Below are 24,027 nucleotides of genomic sequence, written 5' to 3' on the forward strand. Positions count from 1 at the left end.
GAAAAGACAATGAAGACCATTCTTAAAAGCACCGCCGCGGCTGTTGCGATTGCGCTGGCCGGATTTGTCGGGACCACTGACACAGCCAAGGCACAGGGTGTTCCAACCTTCAGTGCAGCAGAACATGCGGAATTGATCGCGCTGCTGAATTCCAGCGGCGAAATGGTTGGTCTGAACACCGAGATTCTGGATAACGCCCAGTTGCAGCTGAACGAGCTTCAGGAGCAATTGCGCCAGGCGCGAGCGACGCACAATGCCATAACCGGCGCCCGGGAAACGATCGGCAACCTGTTTAACGGCGATATCACTCCGCGCAAGCTGTCCTCGTCGCTGTCCACGCTGTCGATGACCGGCAAGTCGGTGAACAACCGGCTGAGCAACCATATGGAAGAACTGAAAGTCGACTTCCAGCCGCTGAGCGGGCTGCAGGCACTGGGACGTTCGGCGGAAGATCCGGCCACAAGGTCACATGATCTGGTCTCCGGATCGAGCATGGCCGGGCTGGCAATTGCAGAGGAAGGTTTTGCCGGAGCCGGCGAAGCGATGGAGCGGTACGACGGTTATCGTGAGCAGATTTCCGCGACCGATGATCTGAAAGCTAGCATTGATCTGAACACACGCATAGCGATTGAGAACGGCATGATGCTCGCCACTTTGTTGCAGACCCTCTCCGCACAAGGTCAGTTGGATGCCGCAATCGTAAACCAGCGTCTGCGCGGTCAGGATACCGTCGCGCGTCAGGCGTACAGACCTGAAGGATCAAACTGATGCGCATTCCCACTCACGCCCTACTCATCGCTGCTTTCGTCGCCACTCCTCTTGCAGCGGTGCAGCCAGCACTTGCTTTGACGGCGGATGAAAAGCGGGAAAAGTCGCGGTTGTCGGATGCTCGTCGCGCATCTCTCACTCGCAAGGCAGGCGAGGTCAGGTTCGCATTCGCTGAAGAGTGCGAAGCCGCTTTTGCAGCCGGTGAACCCATGCCGGAATTGGACGTGCGTATCACAGAAGAAATCGAAATCGACGACGATCTGATGAGCATGTCCGTAGAAGAGATTTCTGAACAATACGGACTCGCATCGAATGCCTTCTCAGAAGCAGAGCGAGCCATGAAAGACTGCATCCTGAAATACAGAAAAAGGAATGATGGGTCATGAGCATCAGAGATTTCCTTGTTGGTACTGATCAGAGCTTTGACAGACTCATAAACGGTGGATCGCAGCAAGTGTTTCAGGCGCTTGCTACCCCAAGCGCTGAATTCCTGACCCTCCTAGCTGGTGGCGCACTTGCGGTCTGGGCGGTCACAGCCGGATTCCGGGGCAGTTTTTCCCTCGACGGCTTTATTACCTTCGCATTTCGGTTCTCATTGTTTTATCTGGCTGTTTCGGGTGGAGCGCTCTGGACCCAGTACATTTATCCATTTATCACGCAATTCCCCGTCAATGTCGGCAACACAATCATCGGCAGCTTCGGAGGACGCGGCGATGCGGGTGGTGTCGCCTCTGCTTTTGCTGATGTTGCTGACACATCGTTCAGAAACATCACGACTGCATTAGGGTCGTATGGGGTGACAGATTACCTTGGTGGTGATGCACTTGGCGTAGTTCTTATGGCTTTGCTTGCGGCGTTTTTCATCCTTGTGATGATCATTGTTGCTCTGGCTTTGCTCGTTTCTTCCAAGGTTCTGCTGGCGATACTTCTGGCGATTTTCCCGGTGTTGGCCGTCTGGGCCTACCTTCGTAGCTCAGCAGAAATCTTCAACGGCTGGGTGCGTGGAATAACCATGCTGGTTTTGTTCCAGGTCCTGCTTTTTGGCGTAATGGGTATTGCTCTGGCCGCCACAGAGGATGTTTCGGAATCTGTTTCAAATGGCGTTCTTTCCGGAGCGGACATCCCTCTTGAGATGTTCAAACTGGCTGGAATCAGCGGGATTACAGCCGGGCTGCTGCTGATCTGTCCAATGATTGCACAACGGATCGGGGGTGCAGCATTAAGCCTCGGAGAGTCTCAGATCAGAGGCGCTGGCGAACATGGTGCCAAACTTCTTGGCGGCCAGCTGACGGGCGCAAACTCGGGCGGCAACAACCTAAGCGACGTCTCCAACCAGCGGGCCAGTGCAGCGAATGAAGCCGACAGGCCATCCGCAACAGAGGCAAACAACCAGCGCATTCGGGATTCTGTAAGGCGTGGAGCCGAGCGCATGGCCGAAGACGCACGACGGCGCGGAAACTGATCTAATTGCACTTTCTGGTTTGATTGAGGCTTCCTTCGCTGCCTCTCCCCTGCGGGTCGAACGCGAACTCAGACAACCAGATCTCAGTGATCCCAGAAAGTGCCCTAACCAATTGAAAACACTGGCGGGCTGGCCCTGCAACAGACGAGGAGTCACCAGATGAAACATGCAGCAGCAGATTTGAGGCCCGATCCGCTCAATTCTGACGGGCAGTATCAGGGCTCACCCCTGCCCGATACCACCACCATTCACGACGGTCACGACCGCTGGGAAGATGAGATGTATCTGTCGATGCGGCGCAGGGCGCGGATCGCCTATATCGTGGCCGGTGTTGGCGCACTGGTCGGAGTTATGGGCGTTGCGGCCGTCATGGGTTTGGCTCCGCTCAAACAGGTCGTGCCCATCACAATGACGGTCGACAAACATACCGGCCTGGTCAATGTGGAATCCCGTCTGGGAGATCTGACGCTGGACGATGATGAGTACGTCACGCAGGCGCTGTTGTTTCAGTATGCGCGGGATCGGGAAACCTATGATGCGCACGATCAGCGCGACCGGCTGACTGATGTGTATCGGCGAACCTGTGGCGGGGCCGCAGAGGATCTGGCGGCGCTCTATGACGAGGACAATCCCAACAGCCCCATGAACATCTACGGCAGCTATGGCCGCGTCGATGTCCGCATTCGGTCTGTCACACTGAACAACGGATACTCGGCCACGCTGCGCATGACAAAAAGCGCTCGCGCACAACAGGGCGCTCCGGTCTCAACGCGGAATTTCGTGGTGACGATAGCGTACGAGTTCGACCGCACCGGAAACATGACACTGGAAGAGCGTTGGAACAACCCAACCGGCTTTTGTGTCGCCAATTACCGACTGGATGAGGAGGCGCGATAATGCTGCGTTTTATTTGCACTGTGGCTGTGATGCTGGCGCTTGGCGCGGCCTCTGTTTCAGCTGAACAACAAGGGCGGGGCACCCGCACGGACGCGCGCGTGCGCACCCTCGTTTACCACCCTGACGAGGTTTACAAGATCAATGTTTCACGGGGATATGCACTCAGCATTCACCTCGAAGCTGGTGAACAGATGGTTGATGAGGTCCGTGGCGATCCCAAGACCTGGGACTTCATCCCGTTGACGGTCGGCAACGGCTTTGTCCTGAAGGCCAAACATGCCACTTCGCAGGCGAGCAACCTCATTTTGCAAACCAACCTGCGCAGCTATGTATTTCTCCTTCAGGCGCATGAAGCCGGGCCACCTGATAATGTCGGATTTCTCTATCGATTCAGCTATCCGGATCAGAAAAAGGGATTCAAGCCGCGACAGGCCGGAAACATCCAGGCTGCATTCAACACCACCGGACGGCCTGCCAATCTGCAATACAGCGCAAGCGGTGACAGGTTGCTGCGGCCGGAAGTGGCTTTTGACGACGGGCGCAAGACCTATCTGCGCCTGAAACATCAAAGCGTACGGCCTGCCGTCTTTGCCATGGACGCAAAAGGGCGTGAACGTTTGGTCAACTCAACGGATCTGGCGGACGGCACCATTGTTGTGACCGGTGTTTATCCGCGCCTGGTCCTTCGCGACGGGCCTTATGTGGTCTGCGTGTTCAATATCCCCCTCTATGAAATCGACCAGAACCGCGACCCGAATAAGCCCCGCAGGGTTTCGTCATCCACGCCACAGCGCAATGCAAGTCAAGGTGGGGAAAACCGCTGATGGCACAGAAAAATAAACTGCTTGAGAACCGCATCGAAGGCTCTGAGGAAGAAAATCGCGGCCCAAACCTGCCCATGATACTCGGCATCGGTGCATTCACTGCCTTTGTTGGCCTGTTTTTCTGGATCAACAGCGGCGGGGATGAGACCGGCCGACGCGGCAGCATCATTCCAGAAGTCAACGAGACGCCGGATCAGCGCAATCAGGGGGGCGCCCTATTTGGAGCCGTGCCAACGGAACCTTTGCCCCAGGTCGAACAAGAGCCAGACCCACGCGTTGCCTTGCTTGAGGCTGAGCTGGCCGAACTGCGCGAGTTAATTAATGCGGCGCAGGAAGAGGAACCTGTGACGGAGCCTGCCCCGCAAATGCCGGCTTCGGATCTGGACGCTGCTGCCCTTGCAGCGCTCGAAGAACGCACCGAACGGCAAGAAAGGGCCCTTGAGGCGTTCCTGAAGAAGCTGGAAGAGGATCGGCTGGCCGATGAACGGCGGCAACGGGAACTGCTCGCGCGGATTCAGGCCAACCGGCCGATTACAGAACCGGGCCAAGCGTCTGAACCGGCACAGGAAGGCGATGCGGCAGAGGCTGCGGTTCAGGCTGAAGAAGACCGGTTGACCCAGCCTTTGACCAATAGCCTGGGGCGCAGTGCTGCCGGGGCGGGTACTGGTGACAAGTCGAATATAAGCACGGGCAACGATTTCCTCGATGCCGCCGCGTCTCGTACCGTCCAGACAGCGCGGGCGGTTCAGTTGCAGGATGTGCATCGTTTGATCACGCAAGGAACCATGATTCCGGCCATTCTGGATACAGCGATATCGTCCGATCTTCCCGGTGAATTGAAAGCCACGATAAGCCGGGACGTGTGGTCGGCGGATGCCACAACGATCCTGATACCCAAAGGGTCAACGCTGATTGGTGAATACTCGTCGGATATCTCCCTTGGTCAGCGCCGGGTTCTGGTGGCCTGGAACCGGGTTATCACGACGGATCAACGCTCTGTCATGATTGGATCACGCGGCGTAGATGGTCTCGGCCGCGCCGGTCTTACTGGCAACGTCCAGCACCACTTTGGACTCAAGTTTGAAGCAGCATTCTTTATCTCGATTTTCTCGGGGATTTCGAGCTTCGGAAACCGCACTCTGAGCGAGACCGATCTGTCCACCGGCACCGATGGCTTTGCGAATTCCGGTCAGGATGCCTTCGAGGAATATCTGTCGATCCCGCCAACGATCTGGGTGGACCAGGGCGAGAATATCAACGTGTTCGTCTCGCGGGATTTGTACCTGTGACGCCTGATCAGTGACCCAAAGGCGGAGCTCAACAGCGTTGTGCCCCGCTGTGTTTTGAAGCCTGCGCCCCGACATTCTTGCCCTGAAGGAGACAGCCATGAGCACCATACAGGCAAAAACCCACCTCCCGTATACGATTGCTGCTGGCGTCATCAGCATCCCGCTTTGGGCCGCGCTTCTGATTGCGTGGAAAGTGAATGGTGACATTGAAACATGGCGGCCTTGGCTCCTGCTCAGCCAGCGCAACAGTCTGCACCAGAAGGATTGGGACCTGGTGCTTTGGGGTGGTATCACGCTCGGGCTGATGACCGGAGCCGGCCTGGCCTATCTGTTCGGTGGCATGGTGTTTGGGGTGACCGCGACTGATGCGCATGGGGATGCGCGTTGGGCGACGACCAAAGAGATCCGCGCAGCGCGTCTGATCAGTGATTGGGGCCTGGTGCTGGGCAAGTTGGGCAAACCGGAGAAGAAAGCCCCTCACCTGCGCGCCCATACGGATGACCAGGGCACGGTGCTGGTCTCGGGTCCGCCTCGATCCGGTAAAGGTGTTGGTATCGTTGTCCCCACCCTGCTCGACTACCCCGGCTCTCTCATCGTCTACGATGTGAAAGGTGAACTTTTTGAAACCACATCGCGACGGCGATTGGCAAAGGGCGACAAAGTACGTGTCCTGTCCCCTTTCGATGTGCAGTTCCCCAACAATCCGGACGGTTCCCTTATCGGCCGGTCACACAGCTTCAACCCGTTGATCGAGATTGCGGCAATGCCGGACCTTGAAGACCGGCTCGTGCGGATCTCGGAAATCAGTGCCGCGCTGTTGGCCCCCAAAAGTTCAACCGGCGCTGAGGCGTCCTTGATGGAAGATGCGCAGGAAATCTTTGAGGCCGCGGCGGCTATCGTCTGCCATGAGCCTGAACCGTCGCTCGGCCGTGTCCTGCAGGTGTTGACGCCGGAAGTGGCGGGCGATGATGAGATACCGGATTACAAGGGCATGTTTGCTGCTCTTGCCCCGCGTGCGCCGGATCCGGTGTCAAAGGGCGCGATGTTGCGGATGGCGGGTCAGGACAACAAGCAGTTGGGGATCTACCTGTCGGTCCTGATGGGCGGGGGTCTGAACGCGTGGCGCAACCCTGCAATCGTGCGCGCGACAAAGACCAATGATTTCGACTTTGAATCGATGCGTTGGGAGCCTCAAACCTGCTACATCTCGATTCCGGAAGCGCATAAGCAGGTGTCGCGGCCTTTGGTGCGTCTGTTCATCCAATGCGCCATCAACGCGCTGCGTCGCCGGCTGATGGCCTCGGGTGAAGATTTCCTGCCCGTTCTGTTCCTGATCGATGAGTTTCATTCGCTGGGGAAAATGCAGGGCGTTCTCGATGCTGTGACCACCCTGCCCGGCTATGGCGGCCGCTTGTGCCTGATTGTACAATCGCCGGCGTCACTTCGGGAACACTATGGGCAGGCTGGCGAAGAAATCCTGACCGAGAGTTCGCATTTGCATGTGTGGCTGACCCCCAATTCCGAAGAGACCAAGCAAAAGCTATCCAAAGCGCTTGGCAACAAGACCGTGACGCAAAAATCCGTCTCGGGGCGCAACTGGTCGAAAGAACCCGGTCGGTCGGAAAGCTGGTCTGAAAAAAGCCGGGCGCTGCTCACCCCGGAAGAAATCGGCCGTTTGGGCAAGGAAGAGGTCATTATCACCGGCAAGGGTATGTTCCCGATCCGAACGAACCGGGTATCCTATTTCAAGGACCATCGGTTCAAAGCGCTCAATGACAGTCAAAACGGCAAGCCCTGGCCGGATGTGCCCACGGTCAAGGATGGCGTTGTGACCCGGTATGATGAGTTCCTGAAAAGTGCCGGGTCGGCAAAATCGGCTGAGGCCGAAGAACCGGAGACTGAGCCTGTCACCAAACCGCCCTTGTCGCAGAGTGCGGCTGTCACTGGACCACGCTCAAACGATCCACCAGAACATGATGAGTATCTTGATTATGGCGTGGCCGGTTACGGGTATTTCGAAGATCCGCGCGAGACGGCGGATGACGAAGAAACAGCCGAGGACCGCGAGCTAACGCAGGCAATTGAAACGGTGAAAGCACCAAGCTTTGCGGACAACCTCGGCAACCTCCTGAACCTGGCACCAGTCAGCCCGGACAGTGAGCCCGAACTTGCCGACCTGGCATATCGGCTCTCACCTGACGAGCTGGTCAACAGGTTGATGCCGCTGTTCAGCGGCGAAAACATGAAAAGCAGCGGCCATTCGCTGCGTGGGGCATGAACTGGCAAGAAGCGGACGGAGCGTGAATTCGTGCCCAGAGTCTGAAGGGCTGAAATCTGCGCATCGCGCCATCGGTTTCCTACCCCCAGGGCGGAAAGTTCGAATTCGACGCTTTGCAGCATGAAACTGAGCGGATCGTCAAAGCAGACATTTGGACTTCGTCCCTGTTCCCGGACACCGGGGTAAAGTACCTCTTTCCACGAAAGGAGCATGGATTGGGACAATCGAGACGGACGTTCACAGATGAGTTCAAAGCCGCAGCTGATGGTTGGCTTTGAACTCAAAAACATAAAATGCTGTACTGGGCGCAAAGGGCTGAGAATGCTGAAAACCACTAGTTCGCCCAATATCTAATGCTGCAGATTCAGCGAATGGCAACTACAGAGTGCTCGGGATGATATTGTTCGACAACAAACTTATCGCAAATCGTAGTCAGCGTTTGTTCTGATAGTTCTCATATTGGCAGAAACTGGCTTTTAAAGCATTGACGGAATGTGATTTTTTGCGGAGCGCTCGGCCAATGCGCCAAACGTACTGCAATCCAGCTGGACAAATCGCCATGATCCAAAAAACCTCTGCTTCGAAAACTGACCAACTTAGCCGCCGCGGCTTTTTGAAAGCGTCCATGAGTATGGCCGCATCGCCAGCAATGCTGAGTACCGCCGCGACTACCGTTGCGACCAAGGTTGCGGCCCAACAGGCTGAGCCGGGGCCAGAACGGACATTGATAGGGTATCCCTCCCGGCTCAGCTGCCGCCCCGGAGATCGGGTTGAATTCAAGGTCAGCGCCTTCAACAACGACAGTTTTGAGGCTGATCTGGTCCGCATCTACAACGCCGACAACCTGTCCGTCTACAAAGACCGTTTTGATCTGCGCCCGGTTGATGCCGATTTTTCTGGCACCTATGATGGCTTCGCGCAACCGCTCAACAATGGGTCATATGTCGAGGTCGCTGACGCAACAGCGCTGGACCGGCTGACCAGCTTTACAGTCGGCGCTTATGTCCTACCTACCTTCCTGCCCGGTGACTTCAGTGAAGAGGTTGATCCGAACGCGGCCTATATCACCTCGCCCAGTATCGGTGGCACAGTGGCCGAACAATACATCCTGTCGCGCTATGACGCGGTTTCGCACACTGGCTGGGCGCTGCTGTTGGAAGAAGACGGGCGCGTCAGCTTTCTGGTGGCCGATAAGGGAAATGTGACCAAGGCCACCACGCAGGGCTCGGTGCGCCAATGGGATTTTGCCTATGTGGCTGGGGTGTATGACGCGCATGCCGGATTACTGAGGGTCATCCTCCAAGATACACCAATAAGCGCCGGTGATCGGTTCTCGGCCCGCCGCCAAGTGGGTGAGACTTCGTTTTCCGGCCCCGTGCCGCAGGCCGGACTGCTGCGCGTGGCCGCTGCGGATGGCGGTCCCGGCACCGGGCGGCACAATGTGGCCGCGGGGGCATTTACCGGGCGCCTCGCTGATCCTCGCGTGATCAGCGGCGCGTTGTGGGGCGCGGATATCGATCGGTTGCGCGCCGAAGAATTGCCGGGGGATCTGGCCGCACGTGCAGTGTTGGATTTGGATTTCAGTCAGGGCATCGGTACACTGGCCACCACCGATCTGTCCTCAAGCCGCTTGGAGGCCGAGGTGGTCAACACCCCGCTGCGAGCGGTGTTCGGCCCGTTTTCGGATTTCAAATCGCAGGACTGGACCAAGGACGCCACGCCCTTTGATGCGATGCACTTTCACGCCGACGACCTGCATGATGCGGAATGGCAGACCAGCTTTGCCTACACCATCCCGTCCGATCTGCCCTCAGGCTGCTATGCAGCGCGGTTGAAACAGGGTGATTTTGTTGAATATATCACCTTTTTCGTTAGCCCGCCCAAGGGCAAGCGGACCGCGAAGTTGGCGTTGCACATCGCGGAATACAACATGCTGGCCTACACCAACATGCTGTATGCGGTACTACAACCCGATGCGTTTTCGGGTATTCCTGCCAATCAGGATGACCTGAGTTTCATCGTCAACAACCGCGAATATGTCTACGGGTTCTACAACACTCATCTGGATGGCACATCGTGTAACTATGCCTCGTATTTGCGGCCGATGCTGAACCTCAAACCCGGTTGGAACGCTTATAACTTCACGCTTGATACGCACCTGCTTGATTTCCTCGACAAGGAAGGGATCGAGGTCGACATCCTGACCGATGAACTGTTGCATCGGGAAGGTGTATCGCTGCTTGAAGGCTATGACTGTGTGATCACCGGGGCGCATCCCGAATACGTCAGCCACGCAGAATGGGATGCCGTCGTCGAGTATCAGGCGCAGGGCGGACGCATGATGTATCTGGGTGGCAATGGCTGGTTCTGGTCGATCAGCCCTCATCCCAGCGCGCAAGGCGCGATCGAGTACCGCAAGAACACGCTCTGGTCTGAACGGGTGATGGAAAACGGCCTGCGCGGTGGTGGTTTCTGGGAAAGCGATCGACGACTTGAAACCGTCTTTGGCGTCAACATGTCGGGCATGGTGTTTACAGGCTGTACCGATTTCCACAGGACCGCTGATGCTAATAACCCGCGCGCATCGTGGATCTTTGACGGCTGTACCGAGGGTGAGAATTTTGGCGCCTACGGCGTGGACAACAATCAGCCCGGCGCTTGCGGGTATGAGTTCGACAAGGCCGACTTCGATCTTGGCACGCCCCGGCACGCGTTGATCATTGGCAGCTCGAACGCGATCCCGGGTCTGATCGAAGAAACCCAGATGGGCACCATGGCGCTGAACCTGTCACATAGCCCTGCCCCCGAACGAGAAACAACCACCCGCGCAGATATCGTCTTTTTTGAAGGCCCCAATGGTGGCGCGGTATTCTCATCCTCGTCTATTTCGTGGTGCGGGTCACTGCATGAAAACGACCGTCAGAACGATGTGGCGCGCATCACTGGGAACGTGATCCGCCGCTTCCTTGATCCAACCCCGTTCCCTGCTTTGGCAGAGGATGGTCTGCACAAGGTCGAGAAGCACCCAGGCGATTGGTACCAGGATCTTCTGAAGACCGAAGGGTAAGCCCGTTTCACGAACGAAAACGCCAGTCACATGAATGTCCAGGAAAACCGGACCAATGCGGCTGGCGTTTGCGGCGCATGACCTAAACTTCCAAGAAGAGAAAGTTAGAACTATGTCCACCAAGCCAAATGATGAAGAAAATCGAAAAGGAACAGTTGCGGAAAGTGAGGCAGTTGATTCTACGCGGCGCAAACTTTTGGCTGCTGGCGCGGCTTTGCCCTTTGCAGCACAGGCCTCTGAGACAACGGGCCTGATTGATCCTGCGCCATTGTCGACGGGCCCGGCAACCATGCGCATGCCGCAGGGATGGCGCGCGTTTGACCTGGCATTTTACGAGATGTCAGCGAACGATTCGAATTACCTCGAGATCTATGCCTATGCCGGTGCGCAAAGCTATGTTGCCGGTGAAACGGCCAAGTTACATGTTACCACGACAGCTGAGACTTTTGACTATACCGTTTGGCGTGATGGCCCTGAACGCGAAGTCGTAGCCGAGATGACAGGGGTTGACGGAGTTTTCACAGAAACCCCGCTTGATGCATACGAAAACGGTTGCGGATGGCCGGTTCTGGCCGAGATACCAGTGGACCCATCCTGGCGGTCCGGCGTTTATATTGTCGAGCTTCGTGCCAAAAGAGGTGACGAAACTCAGGTTTGCGAGGCTGGTTTCGTGGTGCGCGGTCCCAAGAAATCAAAAATCGTGTTCATGCTGACCACGGGCACCTGGACCGCCTATAATTGCTGGGGTGGTGCCAACAGCTATCTGGGTATCCACGGTGAAGATGGCGTTGGCCCGGGAACGCATTTGTCATTGGATCGCCCTTTCGAGCGCGGGTTCTGGGTCGCTCCGGCGAACTATCCCTATCTGTCCACAAAGCCCGAGCAGATGCGATACAAGCATGAACGACACTACACCGGCCAACCAACAAATGGTTATGCAATCATGATGGGTTATGGTTGGGGTGCGAACTCGGCAGGTTGGGCTGTTGACAACAGACCTTTTGCCGTATGGGCCGAAGAAAACGGCTATGAAATGGAGTACATCGACCAATACGACCTGGAAAACGTGCCGGGGGTTTTGGATGGGTATGACTGCATGGTCATTGCTGGGCATGACGAATACTGGTCCTGGGGTCAGCGCGATACATTGGATGCGTTTGTGGAACAGGGTGGCAAACTTGCCCGGTTCGGTGCCAACATGCTTTGGCAGGTTCGGATGGAACGCGACGGGCGGCAGCAGGTTTGCTATAAGCTTGGACTCGACAATGATCCGGTGAAAGGCGATCCAGAAAAAGGGCATCTGCTTGCAACGCTTTGGGATCACAAAGACGTTGGACGTCCGATGGCTCAGTCATTCAGTGTCAACGGCATGCAGGGGATTTATGCGACCTACGATGGTGGCTCACCACGTTCAAGCGGCGGCTTCACGGTCTATCGCCCCGGCCATTGGGTATTCGACGATACGGGGCTGGTCTATGGCGACACCTTCGGCATGGAAGAGGGGATAGTCGGTTACGAAACTGACGCGGTGGACTATGTGATCGAGTACGGGCTTCCGCGTCCGAGCGATGTGAACTTCCCGCTTGAGGGCACTGAAATTCTGGCAGTGACCCCGTCAATGGTTGACCAATATGACGCTGGTGGGCCTGGCAGCGCGGTTGTTTCAATGGTTTTGGGCGATGACTTTTTTGCCACCAAATGGGCGGATATGGTTGAAGGCAAAACAGACGAGGACACCGTCAAGAAGTACCGCTATGGCTCTGCCCAGATTGTCACCGCCCCCAAGGGAAACGGCGAGATTTTCTGCGCAGGAACGGTCTATTGGTTCCTGGGCCTGAAATGGCGGGATCGTACGACTGAGCAGATCACCCATAATGTTTTAAAACGCTTTACTTCCTGATGCGTTTTGCACCGGCCTGCACCCAGTGGGCCGCTGCCCGGCCCAAATAAAATGGTAAATCTATGTTCGAGGGTTGAGCGATGAAACAGAGGACTTCAGCGGCCGCCAGCTTCGCTGGCATAGCGGGCCTTGCAACTTCGGTTGCCGCTCTGGATGTTACGCCGCCGACAACAATCAGCGCGCAGGCAGCAGCGGAATTGCAGGCGCTTGATCCGGGGCGCGATCCCACCTTGGACGGGCTGAGCTATGCGGAAGCTTTTCAAGCTCTAACCGAAGGCACCGCCGAGGCCGTCGCTGCAGCACTTCAGCAATTCCCGGCAACTGTTGAGACACGCACGCTTGATGGGGCGGATCATCTGCTGATCACACCGTCCAATCTAAACCCTGCGCTGGAGGATCACCTGCTGATCCACGTGCATGGCGGCGCACATGTGTTTTTTTCGCCCGAAACAGCGCAGACCAGCTCTCTGGCGGCGGCGCAGGCGGTTGGTGTGCGTATTCTTTCGGTACGGTATCCTCTTGCCTGGCAAGCTCCGTTTCCTGCGTCGCGCGACCGTGTGATGGCGGTTTACCGAGAATTGCTGACCGAATACCCCTCGGACCAGTTGGCCTTTTACGGTGACAGCGCGGGTGGTGGTCTGATCCTGTCGACCCTACAGCAGATTCAGGCCGAGAGGTTGGATATGCCCGCAGCCGCTGCGCTGTTGTCACCCTGGACCGATGTGTCAGGGGCCGGGGACAGCTACATGGTGATGTCCGGGCAGGATCCGATCATCGATTATCCGATCAGCCTTGCAGCTGCGGCCAGAGAATATGCGGGTGATCTGCCTTTGGATGACCCCGGACCGTCCCCGATCTACGGTCCGATCAAACCCGGTCTGCCGCCCATCCTTCTGACTACCGGAGCCCGCGATCTGTTCCTGAGCGATGCGGCGAGGCTTCAACGCAGGCTGCTGGACGCGGGGGTGCCCGTTGAACTGATCGTCTATGAGGGAATGTGGCACGTTTTCCAGACCTCAACCGCTTTGCCTGAATCCGGTGTTGCCTGGGCAGATATGGCAGATTTCCTACACGCTGCGTGGGCTCGTTGACCCCCTTCATCTATCCTCTCGAAAATCGGACTCAGCCATGAAACTATCGACTTTCCTGATCCCGCCAGTGATGGCTCTGTCCGCTCTGTGCGTCGAACCTTCAATCGCAGTTGCCGATGGCAGCTGTGACCAACAATGCCAACTTGCGCGCAAGGCCCAGGACCCGCTGGCCAGCATTCGGGCAGTTGTTTTGGATAACACTGTTGGCTTTGACAATGACCGAGACCCGCAGAGTTATGCGACACAGGTTCAGCCAGTCTACTCGCTGCCAACAGAGGGGCGCTACAACGTCATCCTCCGCGGAATCGTGCCTGTTGTCGGGGTGCGTGACGGGGTTGTCCTCCCTCCGTTGGGGTCAGAACCTCGGGGGCAGTCCAGTTACACCACAGGTCTCAGCGACAGCATCGTTCAGGCTTTTCTCTCTCCAAAGTCAGATCGCGACCTGAAGTTCGGTATCGGCCCGCAAGTTTCTCTCCGCACCAGAACGCGTGACGACCTGGCGGGGCCGGGCTGGGGTGGCGGTATAAGTGCCGTGGTGACCGGCTTTTCCGGGCGATGGAGTTATGCCACGATTGTCGGTCAGCATTGGGGGCAGGACGACTACAGCGTCGCCACCATCAACCCCGTGTTGATCTACAATAGTGATCTGCTGGGTGGCAGCTATTTCGGCTACTCGAATTCACTCACATATAACTGGGAGGCTTCTTCTGGTAATCGTTGGCAGATCCCTCTGGGACTTACAGCTGGCAAGACGTTTCCCCGTGATAATGGATCTGCCATTGATGTCAGCATGGGCTACTACAAGATGGTAGAGCGTCCAGAGGGTGGTCTCGAAAGCCAATTCAAATTTGCTGTCACGCTGATCTGGCCGTAAGCCGGTTATGTTGAACTTAGCTGCCGAGTGATCGCCTTAGAGTTTGTTTGGGTAACTCGCCAAACTGCTTGTGATAATACTGCGCTGCGCGCCCGAAATGCTGAAACCCAGCACCCAACGCTGCATCGGCGATACCTGTATGATCGCCGGTCAGCAAAGCCTCGCGGAACATATGCAAACGGACCAGCCGAAGGTAACCTTGCGGCCCCATGCCATAAAGCTCTTTGAAGGATCGGTGCAGTGTACGGCGGGGCACGTCGATGGCGTCCGCCAGGCTATCTATGGCGACACTTTCGCACCAACCCAGACGGTTGGCGAATTCCTCGGCTTTGCTCATGATGCCATACTGGCGAGAGGGGCGGGTTTGTGTCGGTCGCAGCAGCATTGCCAGAAATCTGGACATCACTTTTGTGCAGGCTGCCTGCTGCGCTGATTGGCAGGGATTTTCCTGTCCCTGTCGTCTGGCCAGGGCATCGCACAGGTCAATAAAGGCGCGGATTTCGGACGGGTCACACTGCCATAAGCCGGGCTCCAACCCGGCCAAACCCGCCGCATGGGCCAGATACCAGTCAATCTCGATCGTCAGAACAACAGACTGCGCCGGTAGAACCATGTCATGATCAGTATTTCCAAATACAAGCGCAAGGTCATCGCTGACCTCGCATCCCTTCCAGAGCACCGGCTTGGAAGAGGTCAGGATGACACCGGCGAAAAAGCCCTTTTTCTTGAGCTGCTGCAAGCTGCGCAGCGGTTTTGCCATCGTCTCATAACGAATGGCCAAACCTGGATAGAGCGCTTCGCTGGCGCGATATCCCAGCGATCCGACATCCAGCTGGATAAGCTCAAAGTCCCAATCCGGTGTCGGATCAAAGACGGCTTCAATTTCATTGATTGTATATTGCCACTGAATGTCCAAGGTCGCGTACCAATTTGGGCTTCGTTTGAGTAACTTAGCGATCCTCGTAACATTAATCTCAATTTATGTTAATGATCAGTTTGCATCGTCGTGATCGCGACGACGCCATGTCAGGTCACGTGCAACATGCCAGGTTTGATGGTGCGCCCGTCTGTCAAGCGGTGATACTTCAGATGGAAATCGTCAGGCGAAAGCTGACGATAGCTTCTATCCCATCATTGCTCTGATCCGAGGGCCGCCAAAGCTGGATATCCGGGGTGAATTGCGTGCTGTTGGTCAGTTGAATGCGCCAGAATAACTCGGCCCCGTATTCGTCGCGCATGTTGCTGTCGTCGGGTTCGGCCCAAAATGCACCAATGCCGATGGCGTCCGTCTCATATCCGAACACATCGTCGAAAACCAAACCGCCACTGACCAGACGGCGAATGTCGTTTCGGTTGCCATCATTTGTACCAGCGCGCAGGGCGAGTGTTTTTCCTTCGCCCATTGCCTGTTCCGCGCTGAAGGACCAGCTTTCGCTGCTGGACGGGCCTGGACCGGGCAGATCGATATGCGTATAGGTCAGCCTGTAGTGCCCCCGGCCAAGCGTCGGGAAATCCGGCGTCCAGCCCAGTTCCGCGACGGTCAGCCAATCCCCGTCAAACGCGCCAAAGTCGGGATATTCGCCGTTTGCATTTGCCTGAGACACTACCGCGCCGATGTAAAACTGATCGGACGGCGTCACCCAAATTCCGACACCAAGACCGGCATCTCCTTCGGGCAGGACGTGCGCGGGGTTGTTGGACAGCGGCTCGGCCATAAAGGACAGGCGGTCATTGCCCAGTGTATCGTTTTCATCAACCAGCGCTGGAATGAACAACTGGCCGACCGTAATATCCAGCGCGCCATCAAAGAACAGTGACTCCCACGACAGTTGCGACACCGATGTAAACGATCCTTCGACATTGGCATCGCTTGGCCCCTGCAAGTTGCCGCGCGCGGCGTTAAACCGGGCCGTGTTGGTCGAAAGAAAGTCATCCCTGCGGCGATAGGCAAAGACATCAAGCGATCCCTTATAAGCGCCGGTATCGACCGCGCCGTCCCAGCGCAGGAAAACATCGATGGCATCATTCAATGTTCGCCCATTTTCACCGCCCCGGCTGCTTTGGTGCAGAATCGGTGAATATTGCAGGGCGAAGCTGAGCCCATGTTGATCCTCCCACCGTGCGCGGGTTGTATTCAAGGGGTGCAGCAGTTTTTGTATTGGCCCGATGCCGAAACGGGTTCGAAAGCCCCCCTCTCGGGTGGCGTCAAGCCGCGCGACATTCTGCTCGACATTGCCGAACTGAACAGACGCGCCAATCGGGGTCGAAACCGTGCGATCCGGGCCGTTTTGAGCATTTGCCGCGTTTGTCAGGGCCACAGCCATCACGGACAGCAAAGGGCCAAGAATGTAGTCACGCAAATTCAATACAAACCAGTTTCCGTTGGGACCGCTGACAGACTGCAGGGTCGGGGACGATCCGACCGACCTTACGCGCGACCAACGCGCACAAAAAAGCCGATTTTTGCCAACCCGACACACCGAGGACAGTTCCGGGCATATTTCTCTGCGATTGATACATGTGCAACCGAGGCGCAACGCGCAGGGTTTCGCAATGTTGGCAGAAAATGGCTTTTTCAAATCGAACAGGCTCCGCATTAGCTGGTAATGGCGCCCCGCTACCAAGACCACACACTCAGGACGTGAACCTTATGCCCTCTTCGATATCTCAATTGTCGCCGGACAAAACACAGATCTTGGAGCGCCGTGCGATGATCATGGGAATGGGTGGCAACCTGATAATGTGCGGCATGGGCCTTTTTACAGGGTATCTGTCGCAGTCGCAGGCCATCCAGCTGGACGGTTTGTTTTCCCTGATTGGTTTCGTGGCAGCTTTTCTGGGTCTGCGCGTTGCCCAACGGATCGCGCGCCAGCCCGATAAGTTCCGCCCCTATGGCTATGCCGCAGATGAGGCGATTTTTGTCACCTTTCGGGCGCTAACCCTGTTCGGATTGGTGCTTTTCGCGATGGTAAATGCCGTTCTGAGCCTCCTCGGATACCTCAACGGGGAGCCACAACCGGAACTGAACTTTGGACCCATGCTGCCTTATTTTGTTGCGGTTGGCGCGCTGTGCCTGGCTCTTTCTGGAATCCACTGGTGGTGCTGGGCACGCACGGGCCGCAAAAGTGGTTTGTTGAAACTCGAGGCGCAGGCCGCCGCGTTTGACGGACTGGTTACCGCGGCTGCCGCGGTGGGCCTGCTGGGCATCAGCTACTTCAGCGACGGTTTTTTGGCACCCATCGCACCCGTCGGAGATTCAATTGTTGTTGTGATCTTGTGCGTCACAGTTCTGGCGCAGTATTTCAGGGACTTTCTGGCCGGGTTGGCCGAACTCGCGGGTGTCACGGCACAACCGAAAGACCTTGCCAGCGCGCGGCGTGCTATTCGCGGTTCTCTCCAAAGGGACGGCGGCATCCTACGCGACCTGACGCTCACTAGAACCGGGCGGTCATATCTAGCCATCGCATATTACGATCCGGCCCGGCTCGTTCGTGCCGAAGAGATGGATCAATTGACCAAAGCGCTGAACGCAGATGTAGCGACTACCCTGACAGGCGCTGAATTGTGTCTGGTTGTGACGCAAACAGATCGCACAGCGCAGACGCAGGGGTCGACATGACAAGGCTTAGAAACAAAGCTCCGTTTTTAATATCTCTCTGTGCCCTGATCTTTCTGTCCGTGCTGTCGGACGCTGCAATGGCGGGTTCAGTTACAATCGAGCCGGGTGTCGAACCGTTCGATACGGCGCAGGAAGAAGAGGCGGTCGGCTTTCGCAACGGGTCGCTGGTTGCGGTTCCAATCCCAACCTCGGACCCGACGCTCGGATCGGGCCTGACCCTCGTCGCCGGGTACCTGTTCACATTGGACGAAGGATCCAAACCGTCGGGGATCGGCGTGGCAGCTTTGCGCACCAGCAATGGAAGCGAAGCCTATGGGTTGGCCGCCAATTTTGCCTTCAACAACAACCGCTGGCAGATCGAGACATTGTTTGCGGATGCCAACATCAACTACGACCTGTTCACGACCTTGGGGGAACTGCCGGTTCGACAGAACGGCCGCATCATACGGGCCGAGCTGTCTTATGGCATTTCGCCGGATTTTTCGATTGGTTTCGCAACACGCTATCTGGATACGTCCATCTCTCCCGGCGGGTCGGGATTTCAGATCCCACCTCCTTTCGATCAGTTTTTGAATATGGAGATCATCTCGCCGGCGTTGGTGGTAGAATGGGACCGGCGCGACGATACGATCTATCCTACGCAGGGCTTCAACCTCAAGGCGCAGGTCTCGCACAGTTATACGCTTGAAGGTCTTACTGGAGACTACTCCAAGGGGTTCGTGAACTATAGCCACTATTTCAACCCGATCACAAACGGGGTCATTGCCGTCCGCGCATCCACCTGTGCGGCCAGCGATGATACACCATTCTTTGACCAATGTTCACTGGGTGCAACGGACGCGTTCCGCGGCTTTCCTGTCACGCAGTTTCTGAACCTGCGCTCGGCGTCGTTACAGGTGGAATACCGGCACCGATTCACTGACCGTTTCGGAGCCGTTGCGTTTGCCGGAGCTGGCCAGTCCGGGGACAGCTTTTCAAACCTGTCCGCAGGCGGAACTCATTCTGCGGCCGGTTTGGGTGTGCGCTATCGGGTGTCCAAGAAATTCCCGGTTGATCTGTCTGTCGACTGGGCACGCAACAATGACAGCGAAGATCAACTCTACATCTACGTCGGGCAACGGTTCTAAATAGCTCAACTATTTGATGCGGTTCCGCACCTTTTGGCGGAAACCGTCGCCCTGATGGACCAGAGGCCGGTGATACACTAACAATCAAACTGGACCAATTAGGTGCGGCTGATCAAATGTCGGGAAAGCGGGCTGTAACCGCAGCACCTCGGCTAGTCAATGAAAGGCAGCTTTAGGTCGGCTCCTTCCGTGAGCAAAGGTTGCAATGCGCGCTTCGCACCTGTTTGCGCCGGCCGCAGCATTTGGGACTCTGGGCTCCTTGCGGCCATTCTCCGCAGGTTGCTTGAACGTCGGCTTGACCCCACTGGCGATCTGCGCGACCGAAAAAACCTCCTTCGGCCACTTCTCCATCGGACGTTCAAAACCTATGCCGCTTTCTCCCTCAGCACTCTGACGGCAACCGGCCGCCTCTGATCACCGGTTTTCCGAAACTGAACAATCACGTCAATCATCGAGCGGCAATATTCGAGGATTTCGGAATAGGTCAGCCCGGTATCTGCCTGCATGACCATCAGAGCCAGGCGTGACAGGGCGGATTCCGGTGATGCTGCGTGCAGCGTGGAAATCCCGCCCGGATGGCCCGAGTTGATGGCGGACAGGAAATCATAGGCTTCGGCACCGCGCAGCTCCCCCATGATGATCCGCTCCGGTCGGAATCGCAGACAGGCTTTCAATAGATCGCTGCTCGATGCGTTCTTGTTGACCACCAGAGACACCGCATTGGGCTGGCTGGGTCGGATCTCCAGCACGTCCTCAATGGTCATGATCCGCTCTGAGTGGTCGACTTCGCCAAGACAGGCGCGCAACCAGGTCGTTTTGCCGGAGGATGTCCCGCCCGACAAAAGGATGTTCCACTTGGCCTTGACCGCCGCGCTCAGGAAATCACCAAAACCTTTGTTCTCGTAGGCGTCGAAAACAGCCTCATCGGCGGGATCAACGCCAGACTTCAGATCATCCATGTTGGCGCCCAGATCCGGCAAGCCCTGCATCAGATCATTAAGCGAAAGTTGCTTTGCCACGGCCCGGCGCAGGGCAAAGGCAACGCCATCCTCAACAGCGGGTTTGACCGCGACCTGCGCCCGCCACAATGACCCGTCGATTTCAAACTGCGAACCGGCAAGCGGGGTCTTGCTGGATATGGGATTACCGCCAGCCAGGTCATGTGCAAGCGCCTCGGCATCATCTTCACCCATCGGCTCGTCCAGCAGACGCATGGCAGGTTCGCCACTGCGCTCGATCCAGAGTCTGCCGTCCGGATTCAGGACGATTTCGGACAGGAGAGGATCGGAGAGCAATTGCCCTCCGAACACCCGATTCAATGTACTTTCCAGATGGCGGCTCATCGGCTGATACCCCGGTCGCCCTTGGCGCGTTCTTCCCGTTCCCGACGCCGCTGCTCTTGCACCGCAGGATCACGGTCAATCTGTCGATCAAGGTTTTTCACATCCCAGGCCGTGCGGGTGACATTGACGCGTTCCGGCTCGTCAGTCTCAGGGTTCCGGCGTGACCGGGTGACTTCTTCTTTGCCCGCTTTGACGAACGTGGCGGCGTCACCGATTGAGATGTTATTCCGAGCCATCTGGTCTTGCAGAGCGGTGCCCCAGATCCGTTCCGGCTCATCTTTGCCCTCGACCTTTATATCCACATAGAACGATTTGCTGTTTGGATCACCGGGGCGCACCAGAGCCTCTCTGGCATCAACGATGACACCCGTGACACCGGTTTCAACGGAGACCTCCTGCCGAACAGCACGGTCTTGCTGGGTCTTTTCGCCTGCTTTTGCATTCGTAACATCGGGCAACACGGGCTGTTCCTGCGACCGATCGTTGTCACGCGGTGCGTGCTCGATGTCGGTTGCTTTCCAGGCACGGCGGTTTGCCTCGATGCTCTTCTTTTCGCCAGTCTCTGGATCAACCTTGCTGACCGTCACCCTTTTGTACCCGTCATGGGCAAGCGTGGCCGTGTCACCAATATTGAGGTTTTCGCGCTGCATCATGTCGGGCAGATCGACGCCCCAAACACGGAACGGCTTGTCCCGGCCGTCCACTTTCAGATCGACATAAGGCGACATGCTGTCTTTCTCGTCTTCTTTGAAGAGCGCGTCACCGGTCCCGATAATTTGTCCTCGCACACCTGCGTCCAGATCAGGATGTCGCGGCGCTGAACCGGTGTCGCGAGCATCTGTGGCTTGGCTTGAACGTTCCGGGCCCCGGCGCGCTTCGTCCTCGACACGATCCGGTGAGCGGCCTGTCACACGCTCCTGCACCCGGTCCTCAATCTCAAGCAAACGTCCACCGATCGCGGCCCGATCAAAACCCTGCTCCTTCATGGTCTGGATTTCGGTCTGAACGCCGGTCTTGATCTTCTCCTGCAGGAAGTCGTCCCCCCGGCCCTCTGCAAAGGCGCGGTTAATGTCACGGATCTCGCCACGGGCATCGCAGTAGATCTCAGAAGCATCTTTGTACGCGGCCTTCATGTCGATCCGCGCCTGGTTCTCACTGAGTGAATGCGCGTTGGCCAAGGTCTTAACATCGCGTTCGAACCAGTTCTCGCGCGTCTGCCGGTCGACATCGGCGCCATTGCGGATGCGCGACAGCACCAGATCGCCATTGATGCCCATCGCTTCGAACCGCTCGGTCACTTGCCTGTCGGCGTCCTTCAGCACCGCATTGGTGGCCGCGCTGCGCGGATCGTTTGCATCAGCGCGCTCCCGACCATCTGAGCCTGCCCGCTCCTGTCCGATGGGCTGTGTGCGCGTTGGATCTGTTGCGTCCCGCGCTGCTGCCCGACGCTGACGTGTCGGATCCATGTCATCGCGGCCTACCTCAATTTCGTCATCCCGTTCCAGCCGCTTGCCAAAGAACGCCCTGGTCTCTTCATCCATAAGCGGCTCATAGTCCCGCAGAACCCGTGAAATCGCGGCCTCTGTCTGACTGCGCTTGTCTTCGTCCTCCATGACCTCGGCCTTGGCGTCCATGCCGGTGATAAACCTACGGACATCGGTTCCAATGGCCTTCATCTCATCGTCGATGGCCGGGGCTTGTGTCGGATCCATCTGGTTGGCGACTTGCGTATTCATGTCGATTTCCTCTGATCTCAGAACCCCGTCCGTCACCAGGATTGCAGCTGCGCCGAGTACAGCTTTGCTCAAGGCCCCCAGGGTCTCGGCACGCCCTGGGTATTGGGTTGTGAAAATGCCCTGCTCAAAACCGGCGTGATGCGACCGGAGTGTTTCGCCAAGGGCGGCATAGTCTGCATTGCGTTGATCGCTCATGACCTGCAGCTGGTCCGGCGCGGCGACTTGCTGTCGGCCGATGCCAAAAAACGGAAAACCGCTGCGCTGCTCTGGGGCCGGCCGCTCGCGCAGATCCCGGCCGTCGCGCCTTGCATGAACCCGCGCGCTGCTTTCACGCTCCGGGCGCAGGTTGCGGCTGAACCGGCTGGTGGCGGTCAGGACTATGCCAACGTCTCGCGCGGTCTCCACCTGCAGGTCACGCAGATCCTGCGTTGTGATCCCGTACCGGCTCAACTGAAGGGTCTTGCCAGACGCCCCTGCCCGGCTGATCACCAGATGGGTATGCGGATGGCCGGTGTCGTCGTGATGGGCCATCACATGTTTGTAGCGGTCGCCGTATTCGCCATTCGTCAGACGCGCGCCGAAACTGCGCGCGGCCTGCTTCGCTGCCTCCCGGTCAGTGTCCTTGGGGTAAGACAGGATGACGTGATAGGTGTAGTTCGTGACCCGGGCGTCCATCCGGTCCCAGTCCTTCGCCCATTCGTCCTGGACGTCGCGCAGACCCTCCATCCCATGCGTCAGCTCGCCGGTGTCGCCACGCTCCAGTTCGACGGTGCCCTTGCGTGTGATGTAGGACAGCTGGCCGCCCAGACGGCCGGATGCCGTGACACCGCCACCGCGAACAACCTTGACCACCGCCTGATTGGTCAGAAGTGCATTGGCAATCATTCTAGCCGCGCCACCTGACGAGCTCTGCCATTGCGGTGACCGACCCCGCGACCGCGCAGGGTTTTGACCAGGACGCGGTTTCAGGTTCGGGATAAGCTGAAACTCGCCAAAGAGCGCCTCCCAGGCCGGGTCATATGCCGTGGTCAGGCTGGTCATACTCTAGCCTTCGCCCTGGGGGATACACGTGATGCGCGCTGTTTCTCCGCCAACCGCTCGATTTCCAGCGCACGGGTAAAAGATCGTTCATGGGCAGCATCGGAATAGTCTTCGATCAGACGGCGCAATTCCCGAACCTCGACTTTCATGGCCTCGATCTGTTCTTCGGTGCGTTTGTTAAGGCGAAACTTCCCGGCATTTGCGGCGCGGGTCATCTGGTTGAGGTTGTTCGCCATACCGACCAACTGCACCAGGTGCTCTTTGAAGTGCTGTGTTCGAAACTCTTCTTTCGACGGAATACCAAAGGCTATGCGGATACAGACACGCACCAATCCTGTCACACTGCGCAGCTGCATGGCCTTGCTGCGTTGTTTGAGGAACGCCAATTCGTCCTCATCAAAGCGCATTGTTGTCGTGACTGATTTGGGTACGCCTTGTGGCATCGGGGCTTTCTCCACGATCAGAAATCGTGCGTGGCCCCGTCAGACCGCGCGTATGGTGTTTCAAGTTTAAGTTGATTTGGTAGCCGACTGCAAGTCCAACAGATTGTCGATAGCACAATCTGTATTATCCCGCAAAGTAAGCGTAGGATGTAGACGGTCCGTAGCGCGAGGCACAGCCGCTTGCCGCGTACTACACACCGACCGGCGTCTGCTCCATGGCGAATGCCATTACGCTGTCGCCGTCTGGCTGGCGGGCTTTGCCAGATGG

At 57.2% G+C, this 24,027-nt stretch carries 18 protein-coding genes; 13 read left to right on the forward strand and 5 right to left on the reverse strand.

What is annotated here, in order from left to right:
• Window positions 1-9: 9 nt before the first annotated feature.
• From ACOQFT_RS01690 to ACOQFT_RS01740, 11 genes are all read left to right on the forward strand, one after another.
• Window positions 10-768 carry a type IV secretion system protein gene (locus tag ACOQFT_RS01690; protein WP_421596338.1) on the forward strand — a complete coding sequence of 253 codons (759 nt, stop codon included), beginning with the start codon at window positions 10-12 and terminating at the stop codon, window positions 766-768.
• Entirely contained in the window at window positions 768-1,154 is a 387-nt protein-coding gene (locus ACOQFT_RS01695; protein ID WP_421596339.1) for a hypothetical protein, read from the forward strand. The genes ACOQFT_RS01690 and ACOQFT_RS01695 overlap by 1 nt, the downstream gene beginning before the upstream one ends.
• Window positions 1,151-2,230, forward strand: a complete 1,080-nt coding sequence (locus tag ACOQFT_RS01700) for a type IV secretion system protein (RefSeq protein ID WP_421596340.1) — start codon at window positions 1,151-1,153, stop codon at window positions 2,228-2,230. Before ACOQFT_RS01695 ends, ACOQFT_RS01700 begins: the two co-directional genes overlap by 4 nt.
• A 159-nt stretch (window positions 2,231-2,389) precedes the next feature.
• On the forward strand, window positions 2,390-3,127 hold the full coding sequence (locus tag ACOQFT_RS01705; protein ID WP_421596341.1) for a virB8 family protein: 738 nt from the start codon (window positions 2,390-2,392) through the stop codon (window positions 3,125-3,127).
• Window positions 3,127-3,951, forward strand: coding sequence for a TrbG/VirB9 family P-type conjugative transfer protein (locus ACOQFT_RS01710; RefSeq protein ID WP_421596342.1), 825 nt, complete (start codon window positions 3,127-3,129; stop codon window positions 3,949-3,951). The genes ACOQFT_RS01705 and ACOQFT_RS01710 overlap by 1 nt, the downstream gene beginning before the upstream one ends.
• Window positions 3,951-5,240 carry a TrbI/VirB10 family protein gene (locus ACOQFT_RS01715; protein ID WP_421596343.1) on the forward strand — a complete coding sequence of 430 codons (1,290 nt, stop codon included), beginning with the start codon at window positions 3,951-3,953 and terminating at the stop codon, window positions 5,238-5,240. The genes ACOQFT_RS01710 and ACOQFT_RS01715 overlap by 1 nt, the downstream gene beginning before the upstream one ends.
• A gap of 97 nt (window positions 5,241-5,337) precedes the next feature.
• Window positions 5,338-7,518 carry a type IV secretory system conjugative DNA transfer family protein gene (locus tag ACOQFT_RS01720; RefSeq protein WP_421596344.1) on the forward strand — a complete coding sequence of 727 codons (2,181 nt, stop codon included), beginning with the start codon at window positions 5,338-5,340 and terminating at the stop codon, window positions 7,516-7,518.
• 625 nt (window positions 7,519-8,143) lie between these two features.
• A complete protein-coding gene (locus ACOQFT_RS01725; protein ID WP_421596345.1) occupies window positions 8,144-10,585 on the forward strand; it encodes a N,N-dimethylformamidase beta subunit family domain-containing protein in 2,442 nt (813 codons plus the stop codon).
• Between the two features lie 337 nt (window positions 10,586-10,922).
• Window positions 10,923-12,485 carry a N,N-dimethylformamidase beta subunit family domain-containing protein gene (locus ACOQFT_RS01730; RefSeq protein WP_421596346.1) on the forward strand — a complete coding sequence of 521 codons (1,563 nt, stop codon included), beginning with the start codon at window positions 10,923-10,925 and terminating at the stop codon, window positions 12,483-12,485.
• Between the two features lie 80 nt (window positions 12,486-12,565).
• A complete protein-coding gene (locus ACOQFT_RS01735; RefSeq protein WP_421596347.1) occupies window positions 12,566-13,576 on the forward strand; it encodes an alpha/beta hydrolase fold domain-containing protein in 1,011 nt (336 codons plus the stop codon).
• 37 nt (window positions 13,577-13,613) lie between these two features.
• A complete protein-coding gene (locus ACOQFT_RS01740) occupies window positions 13,614-14,450 on the forward strand; it encodes a hypothetical protein (RefSeq protein WP_421596348.1) in 837 nt (278 codons plus the stop codon).
• A 16-nt stretch (window positions 14,451-14,466) separates the two neighbouring features.
• Here ACOQFT_RS01740 and ACOQFT_RS01745 read toward each other — a convergent pair whose 3' ends face one another.
• Both ACOQFT_RS01745 and ACOQFT_RS01750 read right to left on the reverse strand, forming a co-directional pair.
• Window positions 14,467-15,366: a helix-turn-helix domain-containing protein gene (locus ACOQFT_RS01745; RefSeq protein ID WP_421596349.1), complete on the reverse strand. Its 900-nt coding sequence runs from the start codon at window positions 15,364-15,366 to the stop codon at window positions 14,467-14,469.
• A 169-nt stretch (window positions 15,367-15,535) separates the two neighbouring features.
• Window positions 15,536-16,816: a carbohydrate porin gene (locus ACOQFT_RS01750; RefSeq protein WP_421596350.1), complete on the reverse strand. Its 1,281-nt coding sequence runs from the start codon at window positions 16,814-16,816 to the stop codon at window positions 15,536-15,538.
• 356 nt (window positions 16,817-17,172) lie between these two features.
• On the opposite strand from ACOQFT_RS01750, the gene ACOQFT_RS01755 reads away from it, so the two are divergent.
• Together ACOQFT_RS01755 and ACOQFT_RS01760 are read left to right on the forward strand one after the other, a co-directional pair.
• Complete coding sequence (locus tag ACOQFT_RS01755; protein WP_421596351.1) at window positions 17,173-18,069, forward strand: cation transporter; 897 nt, start codon at window positions 17,173-17,175, stop codon at window positions 18,067-18,069.
• 77 nt (window positions 18,070-18,146) lie between these two features.
• Complete coding sequence (locus tag ACOQFT_RS01760) at window positions 18,147-19,196, forward strand: BamA/TamA family outer membrane protein (RefSeq protein WP_421596352.1); 1,050 nt, start codon at window positions 18,147-18,149, stop codon at window positions 19,194-19,196.
• A gap of 365 nt (window positions 19,197-19,561) precedes the next feature.
• On the opposite strand, the gene ACOQFT_RS01765 is transcribed toward ACOQFT_RS01760, so the two are convergent.
• From ACOQFT_RS01765 to ACOQFT_RS01775, 3 genes are read right to left on the reverse strand one after another with little or no spacing between them, the layout of a single operon-like run.
• The gene (locus ACOQFT_RS01765; protein ID WP_421596353.1) at window positions 19,562-20,539 is read right to left on the reverse strand and encodes an ATPase, T2SS/T4P/T4SS family; all 978 of its coding nucleotides are present in this window, start codon (window positions 20,537-20,539) and stop codon (window positions 19,562-19,564) included.
• A complete protein-coding gene (locus ACOQFT_RS01770) occupies window positions 20,536-23,316 on the reverse strand; it encodes a relaxase/mobilization nuclease domain-containing protein (protein ID WP_421596354.1) in 2,781 nt (926 codons plus the stop codon). The genes ACOQFT_RS01765 and ACOQFT_RS01770 overlap by 4 nt, the downstream gene beginning before the upstream one ends.
• Window positions 23,313-23,759 (reverse strand): MobC family plasmid mobilization relaxosome protein, encoded by a 447-nt coding sequence (locus tag ACOQFT_RS01775; RefSeq protein ID WP_421596355.1) that lies wholly within the window; start codon window positions 23,757-23,759, stop codon window positions 23,313-23,315. The genes ACOQFT_RS01770 and ACOQFT_RS01775 overlap by 4 nt, the downstream gene beginning before the upstream one ends.
• Window positions 23,760-24,027 lie beyond the last annotated feature (268 nt).

Origin of the sequence: Ruegeria sp. MALMAid1280 (assembly GCF_049195285.1) — a bacterium.
Taxonomy (GTDB): Bacteria; Pseudomonadota; Alphaproteobacteria; order Rhodobacterales; family Rhodobacteraceae; genus Ruegeria.